General features: G+C 61.4%; 18 protein-coding genes. 4 read left to right on the forward strand and 14 right to left on the reverse strand.

From position 1 onward, the window contains the following. Positions 1-15 precede the first annotated feature (15 nt). The 3 genes from PSEMO_RS06550 to PSEMO_RS06560 form a co-directional block, all read right to left on the reverse strand. Entirely contained in the window at positions 16-1,332 is a 1,317-nt protein-coding gene (locus PSEMO_RS06550; protein WP_075802335.1) for an MFS transporter, read from the reverse strand. Positions 1,333-1,338: 6 nt separating this feature from the next. Further along, positions 1,339-3,846, reverse strand: a complete 2,508-nt coding sequence (locus PSEMO_RS06555; RefSeq protein WP_075802336.1) for a TonB-dependent receptor plug domain-containing protein — start codon at positions 3,844-3,846, stop codon at positions 1,339-1,341. Positions 3,847-3,937: 91 nt separating this feature from the next. Then, on the reverse strand, positions 3,938-4,639 hold the full coding sequence (locus PSEMO_RS06560; protein ID WP_075802337.1) for an enoyl-CoA hydratase/isomerase family protein: 702 nt from the start codon (positions 4,637-4,639) through the stop codon (positions 3,938-3,940). Between the two features lie 147 nt (positions 4,640-4,786). On the opposite strand from PSEMO_RS06560, the gene PSEMO_RS06565 reads away from it, so the two are divergent. Both PSEMO_RS06565 and PSEMO_RS06570 read left to right on the forward strand, forming a co-directional pair. Continuing rightward, positions 4,787-5,809: an alcohol dehydrogenase catalytic domain-containing protein gene (locus PSEMO_RS06565; protein WP_075802338.1), complete on the forward strand. Its 1,023-nt coding sequence runs from the start codon at positions 4,787-4,789 to the stop codon at positions 5,807-5,809. 2 nt (positions 5,810-5,811) lie between these two features. Next, a complete protein-coding gene (locus PSEMO_RS06570; RefSeq protein ID WP_256721015.1) occupies positions 5,812-7,143 on the forward strand; it encodes a class I adenylate-forming enzyme family protein in 1,332 nt (443 codons plus the stop codon). 76 nt (positions 7,144-7,219) lie between these two features. Here the strand turns inward: PSEMO_RS06570 and PSEMO_RS06575 are convergent, their stop codons facing one another. From PSEMO_RS06575 to PSEMO_RS06595, 5 genes are read right to left on the reverse strand one after another with little or no spacing between them, the layout of a single operon-like run. Then, positions 7,220-7,645 carry a phage tail assembly chaperone gene (locus PSEMO_RS06575; RefSeq protein ID WP_075802339.1) on the reverse strand — a complete coding sequence of 142 codons (426 nt, stop codon included), beginning with the start codon at positions 7,643-7,645 and terminating at the stop codon, positions 7,220-7,222. A gap of 1 nt (position 7,646) precedes the next feature. After that, positions 7,647-8,858: a gp53-like domain-containing protein gene (locus tag PSEMO_RS06580; protein ID WP_075802340.1), complete on the reverse strand. Its 1,212-nt coding sequence runs from the start codon at positions 8,856-8,858 to the stop codon at positions 7,647-7,649. Then, complete coding sequence (locus PSEMO_RS06585; RefSeq protein WP_075802341.1) at positions 8,858-9,439, reverse strand: phage tail protein; 582 nt, start codon at positions 9,437-9,439, stop codon at positions 8,858-8,860. Before PSEMO_RS06585 ends, PSEMO_RS06580 begins: the two co-directional genes overlap by 1 nt. After that, positions 9,432-10,553 carry a baseplate assembly protein gene (locus tag PSEMO_RS06590; protein WP_075802342.1) on the reverse strand — a complete coding sequence of 374 codons (1,122 nt, stop codon included), beginning with the start codon at positions 10,551-10,553 and terminating at the stop codon, positions 9,432-9,434. Before PSEMO_RS06590 ends, PSEMO_RS06585 begins: the two co-directional genes overlap by 8 nt. Continuing rightward, the gene (locus PSEMO_RS06595; RefSeq protein WP_075802343.1) at positions 10,537-10,911 is read right to left on the reverse strand and encodes a GPW/gp25 family protein; all 375 of its coding nucleotides are present in this window, start codon (positions 10,909-10,911) and stop codon (positions 10,537-10,539) included. Before PSEMO_RS06595 ends, PSEMO_RS06590 begins: the two co-directional genes overlap by 17 nt. A 121-nt stretch (positions 10,912-11,032) precedes the next feature. Here PSEMO_RS06595 and PSEMO_RS06600 point away from each other — a divergent pair, with 121 nt between their 5' ends. Then, positions 11,033-11,650, forward strand: a complete 618-nt coding sequence (locus PSEMO_RS06600; protein WP_075802344.1) for a hypothetical protein — start codon at positions 11,033-11,035, stop codon at positions 11,648-11,650. 5 nt (positions 11,651-11,655) lie between these two features. Here PSEMO_RS06600 and PSEMO_RS06605 read toward each other — a convergent pair whose 3' ends face one another. From PSEMO_RS06605 to PSEMO_RS06625, 5 genes are read right to left on the reverse strand one after another with little or no spacing between them, the layout of a single operon-like run. Further along, positions 11,656-12,189: a phage baseplate assembly protein V gene (locus PSEMO_RS06605; protein WP_075802345.1), complete on the reverse strand. Its 534-nt coding sequence runs from the start codon at positions 12,187-12,189 to the stop codon at positions 11,656-11,658. Beyond that, positions 12,189-13,301 (reverse strand): phage late control D family protein, encoded by a 1,113-nt coding sequence (locus tag PSEMO_RS06610; RefSeq protein WP_075802346.1) that lies wholly within the window; start codon positions 13,299-13,301, stop codon positions 12,189-12,191. The genes PSEMO_RS06605 and PSEMO_RS06610 overlap by 1 nt, the downstream gene beginning before the upstream one ends. Beyond that, positions 13,289-13,495: a tail protein X gene (locus tag PSEMO_RS06615; protein WP_075802347.1), complete on the reverse strand. Its 207-nt coding sequence runs from the start codon at positions 13,493-13,495 to the stop codon at positions 13,289-13,291. The genes PSEMO_RS06610 and PSEMO_RS06615 overlap by 13 nt, the downstream gene beginning before the upstream one ends. A gap of 2 nt (positions 13,496-13,497) precedes the next feature. Next, positions 13,498-14,382 carry a phage tail protein gene (locus PSEMO_RS06620; RefSeq protein WP_075802348.1) on the reverse strand — a complete coding sequence of 295 codons (885 nt, stop codon included), beginning with the start codon at positions 14,380-14,382 and terminating at the stop codon, positions 13,498-13,500. Next, positions 14,382-17,006: a phage tail tape measure protein gene (locus tag PSEMO_RS06625; RefSeq protein ID WP_075802349.1), complete on the reverse strand. Its 2,625-nt coding sequence runs from the start codon at positions 17,004-17,006 to the stop codon at positions 14,382-14,384. Before PSEMO_RS06625 ends, PSEMO_RS06620 begins: the two co-directional genes overlap by 1 nt. A 19-nt stretch (positions 17,007-17,025) precedes the next feature. Here PSEMO_RS06625 and PSEMO_RS06630 point away from each other — a divergent pair, with 19 nt between their 5' ends. Further along, a complete protein-coding gene (locus PSEMO_RS06630) occupies positions 17,026-17,283 on the forward strand; it encodes a hypothetical protein (protein ID WP_075802350.1) in 258 nt (85 codons plus the stop codon). Between the two features lie 35 nt (positions 17,284-17,318). Here the strand turns inward: PSEMO_RS06630 and PSEMO_RS06635 are convergent, their stop codons facing one another. Then, on the reverse strand, positions 17,319-17,660 hold the full coding sequence (locus PSEMO_RS06635) for a phage tail assembly protein (RefSeq protein ID WP_075802351.1): 342 nt from the start codon (positions 17,658-17,660) through the stop codon (positions 17,319-17,321). Positions 17,661-17,970 lie beyond the last annotated feature (310 nt).

Consider the following 17,970-nt stretch of genomic DNA (forward strand, 5'->3'; position numbering starts at 1 on the left):
GTCTCGAAAAAGGGATCAGGGTGCATCGCGCAAGGCCTGGCGCGGAACGCCGAGCAAAAGGATCAGGGTGCCGCAGGTGACAAGCCCCGCGACGATGTACAGTGCCAGGCTGATATCGCCCGTGTTGGTCTTGATGCTGCCGATCATGATCGGCGTCAGCAGGCTGCTGACCTGCCCGCAGCAGTTGACCAGCGCCAGGCCGGCGGCCCGGGCGCGGTCGGAGAGGTAATAGGTGGGGATGGTCCAGAACACCGCGGTGGCCACCAGGTAGCCGCTGGTCATCAGGGTCAGCAGGGCGATGGCCGACCAGGGCCCGGCGATCAGGTTCGGCAGCAGGGTCATGGCCAGCGCCGCCGTCAGGCCGCCCAGGGCGAAGTGCCAACGGCGTTCCTGGCGCAGGTCGGAATGCCGGCAGGCCCAGAGCATCACGCCGACCCCGACCACATAGGGCAGGGCCGAGAACAGGCCGAGCTGGCCGAGGTTGCTCACCCCCGAATCGCGGATGATCGACGGCGCCCAGATATTGGTGACGTTGCCGGTGCACATGATGGTCAGGCAGTAGGCCAGGGTGATGAACCAGACTTTGCGGTCCTTCAGTGCTTCGACGAAGCGCTGGTGGCCGCCGGGTTTGCGCTTGGTCTTCTCGTCCGCCAGGGCCTGTTCGATGGCCTGCTTCTCGGCGTCGCTCAGCCATTTCGCCTTGGCCGGCTTGTCGTCCAGCCAGTACCAGGCGAACAGCCCGGCCAGCACCGGCGGGATGCCGGTGACCACGAACAGCCACTGCCAGCCGCTGAACCCGCCGATGCCGCCGAAGTGCCCCATGATCCAGGTCGACAACGGCCCGCCGACGATGCCGCAGACGGCGATGGCCATGATGAAGCGCGAGGTGATGCGCGCCCGGTAGGCCGCCGGGAACCAGTAGGTCAGGTACAGGATCACCCCCGGGAAGAACCCGGCCTCGGCCGCCCCGAGCAGCACCCGCAGCACATAGAACTGTGCCGGGGTCTGGGCGAAGGCGGTGGCGATGGTGACCAGGCCCCAGAGGATCATGATCCGGGTCATGGTCTTCTTCGCCCCGAACTTCTCCAGCAGCAGGTTGCTGGGGATCTCGAACAGCAGATAGCCGATGGAGAACACCCCGACGATGATGCCGAAGGTGGCGTCGCTGATGTTCAGGTCGGCCTTGAACTGCAGGTGGGCGAAGCTGATGTTGACCCGGTCCAGCCAGTTGAGCACGAAGCACAAAAACAGGAACGGCATGATGCGCCAGGCCAGCTTGCGGTACAGGCGCTGGTCGAAGACGACGACGGAGGCGGCGGACAGGCTGCTCATGGTGGGTTACCAGCTCACGTCGACTTTGCCGAAGAAGTACGCGCCTTCCAGCCCGTACGGCGAGTACCAGCTGTAGGTCGGGTCGTCGGTGGGGAAGAAGTAGTAGCGCTTGGCTTCGGCGTTGAGCTGTTGCGGCCGGCGGTCGAAGATGTTTTCCCCGCCGACGGTGACCTTCACCGCGTCGCTCAGCCAGTAGCCCAGGCTCAGGTCGGTGATGAAGGCCGGGCGGATTTCCTCGTCGCGGCTGGCGGAGATCTGGTTGCGCCCGGTGACCTTGGAGTAGCGGGTGCCCTTGAGGGTGACGTCGAAGTCGCCCAGTTGCCACGCTGCGGTCAGCGAGGTGACGTTCTTCGGATAGGCCGTGGTCAGGTTGCCCTGGCGGTCGCGGCCGACGGCGGTCACGCCGGTGCCGGCGAGGGCATCGGGCTCCTTGATCTTCTCGATGGTCTGCAGGCTCTGGTTGCTCAGCAGGGTCCATTTGGTCTTGCCGTATTCGCCGAGGTCGTAGCGGTAGTCGGCGACCAGGTCGATGCCGCGGGTGCGGGTGTCGGCCAGGTTGCCGAAGTAGGAGACGATCTGGTTCGGGTCCAGGCCGTTGGCGGCGAGGATGTTGGAGACGGCGGTGCCTTGCAGGTTGCTGGTCTGCAGGATGCGGTCCTTGATATCGATCTGGTACAGGTCGACGGTGACGTTGAGGTTCTCGGTCGGCGTGGCGACGAAGCCGAGGCTGTAGTTCATGGATTTTTCCGGCTTCAGGTCCTTGGCACCCAAGGCCCGGCCGGCAGCGTCATCCACGGTGACATAGCGCGTGGTGGCCTGTTCCAGCACCCCGGTCAGCGGGCTGGTGCGCCAGGCAGTCAGCGACGACGAGTAGTACTGCTGTTGCAGCGACGGTGCGCGGAAGCCGTTGCTGATAGTGCCGCGCACGGCAAACTGCGGGGTGAAGGCGTAGCGGGTGGACAACTTGCCACTGGCGGTGTCGCCGAAGTCGCTGTAGTGCTCGAAGCGTCCGGCCAGGCTCACGTCCCATTGCTCGGTAAGGCTCTGGCTCAGGTCGATATAGCCGGCGGTATTGGTCCGCGAATAGTTGTGCGCATCGGCCGGGGTGAAGCCTACCAGGCCCGGGGCACCCGGGTTCGGGCGCTGGCCCGCGAGCGGGTGGCCGGCCGGGAACACATAGCCACCGTCGGCATAGGAGGCGTATTCACCATCCTCGATCTCGAAGCCGTCGCGGCGGAATTCCAGGCCAGTGGAGACGTTCAGTGGCTTGGCGAACAGCCCGGTGTCGAAGGCGCGGGTCAGGTCGAGGTTGTTGGTCCACTGGCTGGCGATCAGGTGCCCGCCGTCCATGTTGCGCGGGCTGTCCGGGCCGAGGGACGGGTTCAGCGACTTCTCGTTGCGGGTGTTGGCGTCGTTGTAGCCGTAGCTGGTGCTCAGGTCCAGCTTCCAGCCCAGCACATCCTCGTGGCGCAGGCCGACCACGGTCTGGAAGTCATCCTCTTCCACCACGAAGCGCGGCGAGAAACCGTCCGGGTACACCGAGACGATGTTCTGCGGCGAGTTGGCGGTGCGGTAGGTGCCCCAGCTGGTGGAGTTGCGGTGGCTGAGGGTGGAGAAGGAATACAGGCTGAGCTGGTCGTTCAGCGGCAGCTCGGCGTTGTAGCCGAAGTTGTAGGTTTGCGAGCGGGGCTGGCCGAGTTGCTGGCGGTAGCGGCTTTCGCCGTTCTCGCGTGGGTCGGCGGCGCCATTGACCGGGAAATAGATGCGCGTGCGGTCCGGCACGGCGCCGGCGACGTTGGAGCTTTCCTGGATGCCGATGTCGGCGCTGAGGCTGAAGAAGCCGTCGTTGGGCAGCTCGAAGCCCTGGTTTATCTGGCCCTGGCCCCGGGCACCGAAGTTGCCCTTGCCGCCGATGCGGTTCTCGTACTGGCCGTACAGGGCGCTGGCGCTGCCACCGGAATCGTTCTGCTTGAGGATGATGTTGATCACCCCGGCGATGGCGTCCGAGCCGTACTGGGCCGCAGCGCCGTCGCGCAGGACTTCCACATGGTCCACGGCGCTGATCGGAATCAGGTCGAGGTCAGCCGGGGACTGGCCACTGGAACTGGCGGCGGTCTGCACGAAGATCAGCGAGGTGTTGTGCCGGCGCTTGCCGTTGACCAGCACCAGCACATGGTTGCCGCCCAGGCCGCGCAGGGTCGCGGACTTCACTGACAGCCCGGTGCCGCCGGTAAAGCCAGCGGCGTTGGTGTAGGAGGGCACGCTGGCGGCGAGCGCGTCGCGCAGGTTCTGCTTGCCGGAGCGGGCCAGGTCGTCGGCGCTGATCACATCGATCGGCGCCAGGCTCTTGGCCACGGTGCGGCCGCTGTCACGGGCGCCGGTGACCACGACGGTCTGCAGGGCGGTGTCGGTGCTGCTGGTATCGGCGGCGCTGGCCAGGGGCGCGACGCACAGGCCGAGGATGCCTGCGGTCAGCAGGTTGAGCCTGGGCTGGAAAAGGGTGGGGCGAGACATGGTGAGGCTCCGGGATCGGGGGCCGCTATCCATTCCTGGTGGTGGGTGTTCCTGACAGTACTGGCGAGGCGTTTAAGTGTTGGGCTTGTAGTTATCGGTACAGCATGACGTCCTGTCGGGCCTGGTCGACCAGCGCCATGTGTTGTTGCAGGCGCCGTTTGCGGTCGGCCAGCAGCAGGGTCTTGCTCCATTCCATGGCCTTGGCCGAATGGCCGGCCAGTTGCGTCGCCAGCTCGATGGCGGCGCTGTGCGAGTCCTCCGCAATACAGTTGATCAGGCCCAGGGCCAGGGCCTCTTCGGCATCGAAGCTGCGGGCACTGAGCATGATGTCCAGGGCCGCCGCTTCGCCGATCAGGCTGGGCAGGGTGATCGCGCTGAAGCCGGAGAGCATGCCGTGGCGCACCTCCGGGAAGCTGAAGCGGGTGTCCGGGCGGGCGATGCGGAAATCGCAATGGATCGCCAGGCTGATGCCCAGGCCCAGGGTATGACCGTGCAAGGCGGCGACCACCGGCTTGTTCAGGTCGAGGCCGACATCCGGCAGGGCGCGGGCGAGCAGGGCGCTGGCCACGGCCTCGCCGGTGGCCTGGATTTCCTTGAGGTCGGAGCCGGCGCAGAACGCCTTGTCGCCAGCGCCGCGCAGGACGATGGCGCGGGCTTCGCGGTCTGCGGCGGCACGTGCCCAGGCCTCGGCCAGCTCGCGCTTGGCCTGGCCGTCCAGGGCATTGAGACGCTCGGGGCGGTTCAGGGTGATCTGCACCACGCCATCGCCAAGGGATTGATAGTCGACTGTCATCACGGGTTTTCGCTGCGGGTGAAAGAAAGACGTTTTGCCTCTTGCGGCATCGCGTCGAAGTGGGGAAAACTTAATGGATGTTCATAATGCAAACAACATGTTTGTTATACGAACATGTTTTGTGTTCCTCACTATTGGTTATAAAAAATGAAAGCGATAGTACTGAAAGCCTTCGGCGGACCGGAGCAACTGCAACTGGAGGAGGTGCCCACGCCGCAGGCCGGGCCGGGTGAAGTGCTGGTGCGGGTGCGTGCCGCCGGGGTCTGTCATCACGATCTGCTGCACCGGGCCGGGCAGTTGCCGGGGGCCCATACCGGCGTCGTGCTGGGGCATGAGGTAGCCGGGGATGTGGTCGAGGTGGGTGCTGGCGTGTTGCAGCTCAAGGTCGGGTCGCGGGTGGTGGTCTATCAGCGGCGCTTCTGCGGGCAGTGCCGGGATTGCCTGCGCGGGCGCCAGGATCTGTGCCGGGCGCTGGGGTTGCCGTCGGTGGATACCGAGGGGGCTTATGCCGAGTACCTGCGGATTCCGGCGATTTCCGCCGTCGAACTGCCCGAGGGGCTGGATTACAGCCTGGCGGCGCTGGCGTCCTGCCCGATCGCTACCAGCGTTCGCGCCCTGTATGGCGAGGCCGGATTGCAGCCGGGGGAAACGGTGCTGATCAATGGCGCCAGTGGCGGGCTGGGGGCGCATCAGATCCAGCTGGCCCGGGCCCTGGGCGCGCGGGTGATCGCGGTGACCGGCAGTGACGCCAAGCGCGGGTTCCTGCATGAGCTCGGGGCCCATGAGGTGGTGGTCGCTGCCGGCAGCTATAGCGCCGAGGTGTGGAAGCTCACGGGCAAGCGTGGCGTCGATGTGGCCATGGAAAACCTCGGGCATACGCTTGAAGACACCTTGCGCAGCATGACCCTGGGCGGTCGCGTGGTGGTGCTGGGCAATGTCGAGCCGGGCAGCGTGCCGGTCAATCCGGGGCTGCTGATCGGGCGCAGGCTGAAGCTGCAAGGCTCGGGCAGTGCGACCCTGGAGCAGTTGCGCACGGCGCTGGCGCTGATCCATGGCGGGCAGGTGCGGCCGTTGATCGATCGGGTGATGGCGTTCCCGCAGGCGGGCGAGGCCCATGCCTTGCTGGAGTCGCGGCAGGTCAGCGGACGTATCGTCCTGAGCGGGTGGTGAGCATGGATATCAGTACCCTGCTGGGCCAGGCGGCGCGCAAATGGCCGCAGGCGTCGGCGCTGCACGAGCCGGCGACCGGGCGGCGCTTGTCCTTTGCGCAACTGGATCAGGCGCTGACGGCCTTCGGCCTGGCGCTGGATGAGCTGGGTGTCGAGCCAGGCGCGCGGGTGGCGCTGTTGGCCGATGCCAGTGTCGATTACCTGATCGCCGATTATGGCTGCATGGCCAACGGGCGGGTACGGGTGCCGCTGGATCCGGCGCTGTCCCAGGGTGAGTTGCTGGCCCAATTGCGCGATGCCGGGGCTGCGTTGCTGCTGTTTTCCTCGGCGTATGCGGAAATGGCCGAGGTGCTGCGGGGGGAGGGTATCGAGTGTCGGCACCTGGCTTCGCTGACGGTTGGCTCCGTACACCCGTTGCCTGTTCGGACCGCGCAGCCGGCGCAGTCTCTGGCTTCGCTCAACTATACCGGCGGCACAACCGGCGTGCCCAAGGCTGTGATGCATCGGCATGCCAGTCTCTGTGCGGTATTGCAGAACGTGGTCATGGGCCGTGGTGCGCTGCCGGGGGATGTCCTGCTGAACGTGCGGCCGCTATGGCCGATCGCGGCGGTGGCAGTGCTGGCGCATCTGCTGGCCGGTGGTGAGGTGGTGCTGGGAGGACGGTTCGACAGCAAGCTGTTCCTGGATTCGTTGCGTGAGTACCGGGTGGCGTTCAGTTCGCTGGTGCCGACCCAGTTGCTGCGGTTGTTGCGCGAGAGCGCAAGTGCACCGGCGGATCTGCCCTGGTTCAAGAGTCTTGATATCGGGGCTGCTGCCTTGACGGGTGAGGTGCTGGAAGGCTCGTTCAGCCTGTTCGGCGGGCGGATTGCGGTGCTCTATGGCATGACCGAGGCGCCGTGGAGTTGCTATCTGTCCGCCGGGCAGATGGCTGCATTACGCGGGACCGGAGAGAGCGCTGAAGGTGTGGTCGGGCGCTCGCTGTTTTCGGCGGCGGTGAAGATCGACCGGGTGGATGAACGGGGAATTGGCGAGATCTTGCTGGCCGGGCCGCAGTTGATGGCCGGTTATTGGCAGCAGCCGGAGCTGACCGGTGAGGTGCTGGTGGACGGTTGGTTGCGCAGTGGCGATCTCGGGCGGATTCGGTCTGACGGGCTGCTGGAAGTGCTCGGGCGCTGCAAGGACATCATCCGCAGCGGCGGCAAGTCGGTGCAGCCGGGGGAAGTGGAGCAGGCGTTGCTCGGACATGCGGCGGTGCGGGAGGTCCATGTGTTCGGCAGGGCGGATCTGGAGTGGGGAGAGCAGGTGTGTGCGGCGCTGGTTCTGGAGCCTGGGTGATGCCGCGCGCGAAAAATCCTAGCTGGGAGGCGAGATAAATGACCTCCCAAGTTTTTGCACCAGCTGCAATGGAATATCAGGAATCGTCGGTCAGCCATGCTGGAGCCACCGGCCTTTCGGTCTGATCTGGGAACTCAGTTGATTGCGGCCAGTCGCGTAGCGCTTGCATGTAGGCCAACAACTCCAGGAACTTGCTTGACGTCAGGGTCGTCGTCATTTGCAGGTCCTGCTCGTCACGATGGCGCTCGCGCAACCATTTGATGTCCTCAATCCTTCTGTCACGCCATGCTCGCTCCAACGCGGCCTGATCGATAACGACCAGAGGAATGTCCTTTATTACCAGGCCGTTGTCGTCGATCTTCCAGACGCCATCCAGCTCTTGAATTGTACGATTCCAGAGTTCGTCAGTAACAGGTACTGCCCCAACCGGGATGGTGTGAATGCCTTCAAGCAGCCGGGCCTCCAAAGCGCCCGACTCGTCAAACACGATGTATTTCTTCATCTCAGCTCCCAATTGCGATCCAACGGCCCGCCACGCTCTGGTCATTACGCGTGTTTTCAAGCGACACGACAAAGCCTGACTCATCAAATCCGTTCGCCAACGCGGCGCTACTGAGGGCGCTCGTCGTCCCTTCATGCACTACAAATACGTTGAAGGCACCTGTTGGAAACTGGATGGGAAAGGTAATCCGTGTAGTCAGCGTGCCTATTGTGTTGATTAGATAGGTAGGGGTAACCCCCCACTGCAGCGTTAACCCTCCAAGCCAACGCGGAAAGACGATGAATCCGTTGCGGCCAAACAAAGCCTGGAAGCCGAACCGTAGTTTCTTCGGCGTGATGGCTACAGAATCGTCTGCGCCAGCATTCGTCTGGTCCTGATTAGCAAGCTTCATCAAACCGGAAACGCTTTCACTGGCCTGCCGTACAAGCTTGTTGATGGCTTGGGAAACGCGAAGTGCAGTCATTGGCTTCACATTATCGGTACCCGTTTCAGCATCAGCTTGGGTTGCCGCCGATATTCCGTGCTCAGATAGCGTGGCAGGTAGATCTCGCAGCAGCGCGAACGGCACGAAGTTAACCCCGTACTCCGGCAGTGTCCTAGGTAGGCCTGAGAGTGTTGAGAACGGTACCGAGGATGCGGCATCGAGTGTGGCTATCATCGGTCCCGTTACACGTACGGCTTCGGGAGTGACTCGCACTCCGTTCCCCGTCGCCCACGCGGTGGGCCCGAGCCCGAGGTAAGCAGACCGCATGGTCTTGTGGTTCCCCCAAAAGCCCAGACTCGCAAACACGGTCCCATCGGGATCGGCTACGTGAACTCCTGCGGCCCAGCTTTCGGAATTACCTGGAGTAACAGCAACACTCCAGCCCGGATCAAGATACAGGTTGCCACGCAACGTCCCCCCGGTAATCGGCAGAGGGTCAACAGCCAGCGCCAGATTGATTTCCGCATCTGCGCTGCCATCAAAGGTGGCACTGCCCGTTGCTGCGCCTTTGATCCTAAGGGTTCTGGCCGTGGTCAGTTGCGTTGCTTTTCCGACACTGATGACGCCGGCTGCGATCTTCTGAAGTTGATCACGCAGCCACCGGGTGCGGTTCGAAAGCTGTTTAGCCTGCAAGTTATCGATACCGTCTGACCCGCCCAACACAGGGTCAGAGGTCTCGATCTGATAAATTTCGGGGGACCACTCATCTTTTTCAGGTAACGCTGCCATTAGCTGCTCCCATGGTTATATTGGCCGTCACGGCGAGCGACCCCGTTGTGACGGATGGCGACTGTCGTGTAATCGAGGGAAACAAGGCGGCAGCGAGCGGGGGCGACTGAAAGGAGTAGTCTGCGTACCAACGCCGCCTGGTCATTCGTGATGGGACGCTCAAGGAATACGCGATAGCGAGCCCACGCTGTCGGGTCACCATGCACATACTCACCGTCGCGATAGATCGCCCCATCGTGAGTCTTATTGCTCAAGCCTTCCTGCAGGCCGACTTCACCGAACCCCAAGAGCCGGATCACTTCTCGAATAGCCCACGGCGTACCTTTGAAACGGTGTAGCGCCGCTGCATTTTTGATGAGGTCGCGCCTGGCACCAGAAGACTCCGCAAGTAACCAGGCAGCCTCATCAAGCATCGAGAACTGGTCAGCGAGAAACGGCAGCAACTTCGGTTTAACCAGGTCAATCAGGTAAACAAGCATGACGCCGAGATCAGCCTCAGACAGGCTCTCGTCGAGAAGCTCATGCAACCATGCGAAACGCTCGTCACCGGTCAGCGCAGGCGGTAGCTGCTGCTTAGCCATACGCGACTCCTTCGGGTATCAGCTCGATGGCGGTGCAATTGGCCCACTCATTACCCTTCAGCTCGCGCATCGCGGCAGGTAACTCCAGATCGGCGCGGTATACGCCAGTCACCTGCAGGGCGGCGGTCAGCTGTTCGCGCACCAGGTCGAGGCCGAGTTTGCCTCGCCGCTCGGCGGCATAGGCCTCGGCAGCCTGCTGGGCAGCGGACAGCGTGTCGGACTGCTCGGCGGTGGCATAGAAGGTCAACCGGGCTTTGATGGTGTAGGTGACTTCAGTGCAAGCAAGGGCATGTACGGTGTCACACAAAGGGCGGACCTTTTCCGCGCTTAACCGGACCTTGACCTCATTTAGGATCGACTCGGACGGCAGACCGGTGCTGGTCAGAATAAAAAGTGCAACATGGCCGTCCAGTTGCCCCTCGTCAGGGCCATGTACCGCAACGTCGATGATCGACTGATGTACCGCCAAGGCGTGATAACGGTAGGCCCCCCGGCTGCCTGCGTTGCTGAAGGCCTCAGGCGCTAGAATGATCCGTTCTCGATAGCGGTCGTCGCCTTCATCCTCGGCACCCTCGGCAGTCTCATTTACATTCGTCGCAACGAGCGTCGGCAACGGGCTGTTGCTGATAACGATGATCTGACCTGGCGCCCAGCCGTTACCCAGAGTGCCCGCCGTAACGCAGGTAGCGCTCACTGTGATCTGGGTCTGTCCTGGGATGATCTGGACGTCATAGTCCGTGACGAATGTCAGCTTTCCGTCTTGGGTGCTGACTCGCGTGCCTGCCGGGATCAGCAGCGCGAGAGAGCGGGCGGACGGCATGCTGAAGCGCAGTAGGCACGTGGCCGGTTTTGCCAGCAGCCTGGGCGTGGCCACCAGTTCGCCGAGGTAGTCCAGAATCGGACCAGTGGAAAACCGTACCAGGAGCTGTTCGCCGGCATTCTGAATTGCCATGTCCAGCCGCGAGCGTGTGTACGCGATCAGATCGATGAACAGGCGCTCGATCTGTGCGGGGTATAGGGTCTTGCCAGACTTCGCTTCATAGCGGGCGATCAGATCGGCCTCTACACCTGCCGGATCGATCTTGACGAATTCGGGCTTAGGTAGCTCGCGCATAGGGCACCTCGGTGATCTGGGTGACACCATCTGCAACGCGCCAGACCGCACGCAGAGTAATACGCTCGGCGTCCAACTGGACGTCTACACGCACTACGGACACGCGGGTTTCCCAGCGGCGGATGGCTTCGATGGTTTCGCGCACCAGATACGGGGTGACCTGATGGCTTGGCCAGTCGATATAAAGGTGCAGGTCGCTGCCGAACTCCGGGCGGTGGGGGTCACTGCCCTTGGGGGTTGCCAAGATAATGCGGATAGCTTGATCAATGTCACGCAGCCCCTGGACCACCTCGCCGGAACTACCTAGGGCGGGTTGCCAATGGCTAGCGGTGATGGGTAGATAGGAGGTCGTGGTCATGACCTCATGCTGCAGTACAGCTCATGAAGTAGCTTTTAATCGAGTTCAAACAGGCTGACGGCTTGTTTCCATTCCGGCGGAACGTCAATATCAGAGATGTCTGCCGCCCAGCGAGGTTACTATGGAATTGCTCAAGCTTTTGAAGGATGAATGGAGCGTGATCTCACAGGCTCCGTACGTGTTTTTCGTCTTCGGTGTAATGTGCTTTGCGTTGGGCTATGCGGCGGCAAAGTGGTTCTATGCCTCGGTCATTGCATCACTCAATGGAAGAATCGAGCTCAAGCAAGACCAAGCTGAAACTTACAAAGAGGAAGCCCTACGAAACGCTGAGAAAGCTCGCGAGTTTGCAACCGCCAAGCCTCCTGAGCTGCGGCAAAAGACCTTGGATTTCGTGAAACGCTTGAAGGACTTCCTAGATCGGCATGAGCGCATGCAGCAGACCGAGATGGCGTATAGGCAACAAGACATGCGCCTGGCTGGTAGTGATAAGGACGAGATGATAAGAAGATTTGACCACCATGCCCAAAAGTCGCAGCAGTCGCACTCAGAGAAAATGGCTGCGTATGACAGAGAGTTCAAAACGGATGCGATTATTCTTCGAGACGAGCTACGGAGCAGGCTGAAAGACTATCAACCCGAGACGAATGGTCTACAGCGCTCCTACGAGAACGCGGTCAATGATTTCGGCTTGAGATATGTCGCCAACGATCTGGAAAAAATGGCAAAGCTGATCCAGTAGCACTCCTAATGCTTGTGATTACTGGAATTACCCGTAGTGTCCATGATTGCGCCGCCTGCATGAATATCTCCTGTAACTCGCAGATTTCCTTTGACAGTGACCAATGGAATTTCGATCGTTGCTACTGGGGCCTTGATTACAACGGACTGAGTGGACTCGACTACAAGACCTCGGACGCATTTGAGTAAGGTGTCCCCTACGCAATCTACGGTCATGACGCTTAGAGCCCGGTTATAGCTGACAACCGTCCCATCGCTGTATCGTACGTAGTCGGTATCTTGATCAACTACGGGCGGCGGCTCGGCGGTCGAGTAGATGCCGCCCAGGCAAACACCACCCACCCCATCAGCGTCGAGCAGCACCGCCACCTGTTCCCCGATCTCTGGCATCAATGGGCGCCCTTTGGTCCCCTGTGAATTCCGCTGCGGCACATTGAGCCAGTAGCTCTCGACCCCGTCCCGGTCATCCAGACGCACACGGATACGACACGTCATGTAGTCCACAGCACTGACCTCGCCGTATTCAAGCTCCACACTCATCAGGCCACTACCTCGCGCTGCGGACCATAACTGGAAAGCGTCAGGTCCGGCTTGATGCTGTCCTTGTTCAAAGAGATCGACGCGGCGCCCACTCGGCACGTCTCCTGATCGACCGTGTAACCGCCACTACGGGTGATCCTATGATGAGCAGCCGTGATCAGGTAGTCGCCGCCGAGCTTGCCGGCAGCGATCAGCGTCACCACGTTGCCGCTCACCAGATCAGGCCGCCCCATGGTCGTCCAGGTACCGGTTGTGCGTTCACGGTTGGACTTGGCCAGGTCTGCTTTGGCCTTCGCCTTGGCCAACTCTTCAGACGCAGCACGGCTGCGTTGCTTCTTGGTGTCCGCACTGGTGGTCGCCTTGCTCGAACTGCTTGGCACGGCCACGGTTTCTCCGTTGACGATGTCATAGGCGATCAGCTTCTTCTGCGCCGGTTCCTTGTGCTTGACCGCAACCTTCTGCGGCACGACGGTGATCTGATCCCGCACCCGGACGCTTGCCAGGTCACCGAGCGCAAAGCTCGCTACTGGTTTGCCCCTGGCCAGGTCGCTGATTGCGTGGAAGACCATTCGCTTGCCGGTGACCTTGAAGGCGTAGTCGTACTCACCCGCGAGGTTACGCAGGAAGGTCAAGTCAGACTCTTGCTGAGTCAGCCGGTCGAGCTTTATTGGTTCGATACGCCCGACCAGCTCAAGCCCCTGCCGCGATGCGATCTGCTTGGCAACAGCATCGAGCGTGGTGTTTTCATAAGCACGGTGTTCAGTGGTGCGCAAGGCGGACTGGATGCCGGCGCCGAGGGCCCGGATGTTCACCGTCGAAGGTGGTGCATTCAGCTCGACCTCATCGATCTCAAAGTTGCCCAGGATCCGCAGCGGCTTTCCTTGCCATCCGATGGACAAGGTCAGCATGTCGCCATGTCCTGGATACCAGGCATCGGTCCACTTGCCCCCGGCGTCCTCCAGCTCGATGTCCAGGCTATCGGCCTGGCCTGTCAGGAAGTCGGAATAGGCCAGCGATATGAGATGAACGCTGATGTCGTGAGTAATGTTGCGGTGCATGTAGCTCAGCACGAAGCGAGCGTCAGGCACCTGATTTGGCGTCAACGCATCCACGGTGGCAGATCCTCGGTAGCGGTTTGTTGTTCAAGCATCGGGATGGCAAGTACCAGTCCGGCGGGCAAGGCGGCATCGAGCGGTACATGCGGGTTCGCCTGGACAATGGGGTGGTAGCGGTGGGCATCGCCGTAATAACGCCAGGCCAGAGCATCCCAGCGCTCGCCCTCGGTAGTGACATGCTCGATAAACATGGTCAGACCTTCCTAGTGATGACTTGAGCGGCCAGACCTGCCAGCCGAGTGCGTGCGCTGTCCATGGTCGTCAGCGCCTGATCGAGCGAGTCCCGCGATGCCGAGAAGCGCTCGACGATGTTCCCGAGATCCACGGGGTTCAAGCTGGCCCGGGCGCCCATCACACTGCCCAATACGTCGTCCCCCAGCTTCACCAGGTCTGCACCGTCAGTGAGAAGTCCCGCAGCACCGGCGAGCCCTTTTAGTGGCTCAATCGCTCGTGCAGTGACCCCGAGCAACTGTGGTACCTGTCCCAGAATCATTGAGGCGTTACCAGCTTTCACCTGGTCGTAGAGGTTCTTGCCTGCCTGCAGCACGTTCGCCGCAGTCTTCGCGTGACCGATCACCGCCTGGATCGTGCTGGGCGATGGCATGAACTTCGACAGCAGACCAGGCGTGCCAGCTGCAGCGGCGGGAGTGCCGCTGACTGCAGGACTGATCAATCCGGGTGTGGGTCGCACTTTGCGGGTAAAGGCACCGGTGTATTCGCGCAAGCTCAATTGCACGGTCGCAGATGCAAGCTGTCCTGTCGGGGACATGCGGTGATGAACCAGGTTCAGTTCAGAGATCACTTGCGGGCCAAGGTAATCACCGTTGCCCAGCACCAGGGCGAGCGGCTCGTGTTTTGCCTTGGCATCGCGCAGCGCTTTCCAGCGGGCTGCGGGGTCGCCAAGCTGCGGGCGAAGCTCGATGCTCAGGCTCGTCTCATCCAGTCCCTCGCCGATCCATTCGAGCAGTGGCTTGCCCTTGATTCGGGCGTGCTCGGCCCATTCCGCGGCGCTGCGCAGCTCCATCCCAACAATGCCACCTGCCACCGTGAACTCAATGTCTCCCAAGATGGCGAACATCAGGCTAACCCTCCGTTATCAGGGCCGTAGCTGCGACGGCGCCGGTCATGCTGGAAGCGCTCCATAAAGCGCACGAACTCGTCGTAGCCACCCTTCAGCGCCTGGTTGATTTCCTGGGCGTTCGCACCAGGAGGCAGCTCGATCTTCGGGGAGTAGTGAACGACCATGGCGCTCTCGCCCTGTGCCGGTGACATCGCACCAGGAGCACCAATGCGGCTAGCCATTGACACCTGATCAGGAGAAGGCGGTGTCCTTGTCAGGGACGGAGCATCAGGTTGTCCGATCCGTGGCGCGGCCAGATCAACTGCCGTCATGCCCGAAAGGCCTAGAGCCGCCTGGTGGACAAGCCCGGCCTGGCCAGTGATACCGATTGCCGCGCCTTCGCTGATGTTCGCTCCGTAACCAATGAACACACGACTCGGCGACTGAATGCCAAGCGTCTCGGTGAACCAGCCTTTGATCGAAGTGCCAACACCGACAATCGAATCCTTCGCCGCGCTCAGCGCGTTGCCGATGCCGTTCACCAGGCCCGTGATAATCATGCCGCCGAATTCGCTGAACTTCGCCGGCAGCTCAATTCCGAAGTAACCCATGACCCCGCTGAATGCCCGGTAGAACAGCCCCATGGGGGAGAAGTTGACGATCAAGCCGGCGATGCCTGCCAGGCCGCCGTTGAACCCGGCTTTGATCTCCGTCCACAGCCCGCTGAAGAACCCCTTGATCGGCTCCCAGTAGCGGTAGATCAGATACGCGCCAACCGCGATCCCGGTGATCGCCAGGCCAATTGGGTTCATCAACAGGGCTCGTCCAAGCCAGAGCACCGCCTGTCCGGCCAGCTTGAGGCCGAAAAGCAAGGTGCCCCCCAGGACCTTGCCCAAGGCGAGGACGCCCCGGGTGGCCATCATCAACGGCGCGCCGAAAGCCGTAGCTATACCGCGCAGGAACAGCCCACTGAAGCGCAACACCGTGCCGATGCCTGAGCCCACGCGCCTGAGTCCGCTGATCACTGGGGCGAACTTGCCCATTTGCCACATGGCCCGCAGGAGCGTCCATTTTGCGGATAGGCCGGTGATGGTGGTGCGCATGGCAACGAAAGGCGACAGCACCAGGTTCGCGCCGTAGGCCAAGCCGATGAATGCCAGCTTGCCGGCCAGCAAACCGGCGACCAGGCCGACAACCCCCTTGATGATCCCTGGATTCTCGCTTGCCCAGGCGGAGAATGATTGCATCACCGGGACCACCGCCTGGGTGACATCTACCAAGGCAGGAATTAATGCACTACCAATGGAAATACCTATGTCTGCCAAATTGACCCCAAGCTGCTTAAGTTGCTCTTTGGGGCTCTCCATTCGCTTTTTCCAATCCGCATCACCAACGCCCTTGTCGGCGTCATCAATGCTGCTCTGCTGAATTCCAGCTAGATCCTTTCGGTTTGCCAGCGCCGGTCGTACAAAGGACAGCACCTGCATATCAGCAAACAACTCGCCCAGCTTGTATGCCTCATTCAGGCGCTTAAGAGCCGTTTCCCGCTCGGCGTCGTCTTTAATCTCCATCGCCTTCTGAAACTCGCCAGCTGCCTTTGGTCCCTTACTCCCGACGTACTGAGTAATGATTTCCAGCATCGCCTGGACGGGCGTAAGACCTTTGCCGACTAGGCTTCCCATGGACTTCTGAAGGTCTATACCCGCGCCTTCAAACGACTTGAGCGTGTCCTTGGCCGTTAGCTTCGATAGGAAGTTCTTGAAGTTGTTCGCCGCTTCGTCGTTGGTACCCGCACCGCGTCGGGCGATTTGCAGAGAGGCCCCGATTTCGGCGACCGCTCTTTCGCCTGTAATGCCTAGTGCCGCGAACTGCGGGGTCAACTGCGGTAACCATCTGGCCATATCCGCCAGTTCGAATTGCCCGCTTTTGCCCGCCGAGGCCAACATGTTCATAGACCGCTCAAATCCGGCAGCACTGATACCAAGGTTGTCATTCAGGGCAATCGCCACCGAACCAAGGTCATCCATACTGGCTCGCGTTGCAGTCGCGAACTTGGCCATCAGGGGTGAATAGGCCGCTAGCTCTTTCGCGTCCGATATACCGCCTGCGATAAGCACGGCTGCACCTTTTGCGACTTCAGTTTGAGTCTGGTTCCACCTCAAGGCGGCGCCGCGCATGACATTGCTCAGACGCTCCTCTTCCGCTCCGTCAAAGCCACCCGTAATTGCGATGTCGTTGGTCTGGTCCTTGAAGTCCATGGCTGTACGCATCGACTGGATTATTGGGGCTCCTAAGACAGCAGCGGTTCCGACCGTCTCCATTGCCTGCCCACGAAGGTCCGCACGGGCGTTCTTCAGGGTTTCGCCGCGCGCGATGCTGGTGTTGAGCCGCTCCTGCTTAAGCTTGAGCTGGTCGATGCTTCTCCCGATCTGATCGTACTGGCGACGCATTCGACCCAAGCCGGTACCACCACTTGCCAAAGCGGCAGACAACTCTGCACCCAGGGTCTTGTGTTTGGCAGTCAGGCCATCGGTGGCCCGGCCAAGCTGCTGTACCGTGGACTTGGCTGTACCGAACGCTGCATGCAGGCTGCCCGAGACGGCTGCGCCGATCTTCAATCCAACCAGGACTTCATTGGCCATAGTTTGCTACGCTGCTGGAATGTTCGAAAAAGTTGCCGTGATCACTGCCAAGACCCTCTATGCACTCGCCATCGGCGCCGGTGTGATCTGGCTTGCCTGGCTGTGCATTGCGCATCTGCCGTTTTGGCTGGCGGTGCTGATGTTCTGCCTTGGCCTGCCGGTGCTGGCCCTGGCGGCCACCCCCATTGCGGCAGGTGGCGCCCTGATTGGCGGGCTGGTCGCTGGGGCGATCGCGCTCATTGCCTCAGTTGCTCGGCGGCCTCAACGCGGCGGTTGATCTCCCGCTCGCACACCTCGCACCAGCGCCAATAGTCATCCATTGTCAGCTTGCGGATTTCCGATGGCTGCATCCTGAGCACCAGGAGCAGCGCCTCGTCCCAAGACAACAGCGATGTCTCCGCCGCCAGCCATTTCCCGAAACACGTCAGTGACGACCCGCGAATCGGCGATGTCCAGTTCGCCCAAGTCCTCCACGGTAAGGCCGGTCATCTTGGCGAACAGGAAGTCTTCCTGGGCGGCTTCGTCTTTTGGCGAGAAGTTGTGCGCTGCAGCCAGGTCCTTGCGCTTCAGGCGCTTGATCGGCAGCGACTCGACACGGGTGCCGGCGGCAGTGTTGAAGGGGAACTTGAGGGGGATGCTGAATTGGTCGGCCACGAGATGCTCCAAGGTTGATCGATCTGATCAGTTGCTCTGAAAGAGCCTTGAGCATCGCATCTAGACGTGATGCTGACTTTTGATCTGGTTTAAAGACAAAGCCCCGCTAGTGGGGGCCTTGTTGGTTTAGCAGGTACGGCAGCAATTACAGCGGGGCTTCATCTGATAACGCCCCGTCGCCAGTGACAGGCTTAACGCTTCCACCAAAACCTCTCTGGGGGTTTCCTCCAAGGTCTTCTGCCAGTAATGTCGCGCTCTCACCAGGTCGCAATCCCGGCGAACCTGCATATCAATGAACCGCATGATGCAT

It is taken from the genome of Pseudomonas putida (assembly GCF_001941965.1).
In the GTDB taxonomy this organism is placed as follows: domain Bacteria; phylum Pseudomonadota; class Gammaproteobacteria; order Pseudomonadales; family Pseudomonadaceae; genus Aquipseudomonas; species Aquipseudomonas putida_L.

Bases quoted from the DNA above. Each gene is read 5' to 3' on its own strand.
- PSEMO_RS06550 (WP_075802335.1), bottom strand. From the start codon at position 1,332: ATGAGCAGCCTGTCCGCCGCCTCCGTCGTCGTCTTCGACCAGCGCCTG.
- PSEMO_RS06555 (WP_075802336.1), bottom strand. From the start codon at position 3,846: ATGTCTCGCCCCACCCTTTTCCAGCCCAGGCTCAACCTGCTGACCGCA.
- PSEMO_RS06560 (WP_075802337.1), bottom strand. From the start codon at position 4,639: ATGACAGTCGACTATCAATCCCTTGGCGATGGCGTGGTGCAGATCACC.
- PSEMO_RS06565 (WP_075802338.1), top strand. From the start codon at position 4,787: ATGAAAGCGATAGTACTGAAAGCCTTCGGCGGACCGGAGCAACTGCAA.
- PSEMO_RS06570 (WP_256721015.1), top strand. From the start codon at position 5,812: ATGGATATCAGTACCCTGCTGGGCCAGGCGGCGCGCAAATGGCCGCAG.
- PSEMO_RS06575 (WP_075802339.1), bottom strand. From the start codon at position 7,645: ATGAAGAAATACATCGTGTTTGACGAGTCGGGCGCTTTGGAGGCCCGG.
- PSEMO_RS06580 (WP_075802340.1), bottom strand. From the start codon at position 8,858: ATGGCAGCGTTACCTGAAAAAGATGAGTGGTCCCCCGAAATTTATCAG.
- PSEMO_RS06585 (WP_075802341.1), bottom strand. From the start codon at position 9,439: ATGGCTAAGCAGCAGCTACCGCCTGCGCTGACCGGTGACGAGCGTTTC.
- PSEMO_RS06590 (WP_075802342.1), bottom strand. From the start codon at position 10,553: ATGCGCGAGCTACCTAAGCCCGAATTCGTCAAGATCGATCCGGCAGGT.
- PSEMO_RS06595 (WP_075802343.1), bottom strand. From the start codon at position 10,911: ATGACCACGACCTCCTATCTACCCATCACCGCTAGCCATTGGCAACCC.
- PSEMO_RS06600 (WP_075802344.1), top strand. From the start codon at position 11,033: ATGGAATTGCTCAAGCTTTTGAAGGATGAATGGAGCGTGATCTCACAG.
- PSEMO_RS06605 (WP_075802345.1), bottom strand. From the start codon at position 12,189: ATGAGTGTGGAGCTTGAATACGGCGAGGTCAGTGCTGTGGACTACATG.
- PSEMO_RS06615 (WP_075802347.1), bottom strand. From the start codon at position 13,495: ATGTTTATCGAGCATGTCACTACCGAGGGCGAGCGCTGGGATGCTCTG.
- PSEMO_RS06620 (WP_075802348.1), bottom strand. From the start codon at position 14,382: ATGTTCGCCATCTTGGGAGACATTGAGTTCACGGTGGCAGGTGGCATT.
- PSEMO_RS06625 (WP_075802349.1), bottom strand. From the start codon at position 17,006: ATGGCCAATGAAGTCCTGGTTGGATTGAAGATCGGCGCAGCCGTCTCG.
- PSEMO_RS06630 (WP_075802350.1), top strand. From the start codon at position 17,026: ATGTTCGAAAAAGTTGCCGTGATCACTGCCAAGACCCTCTATGCACTC.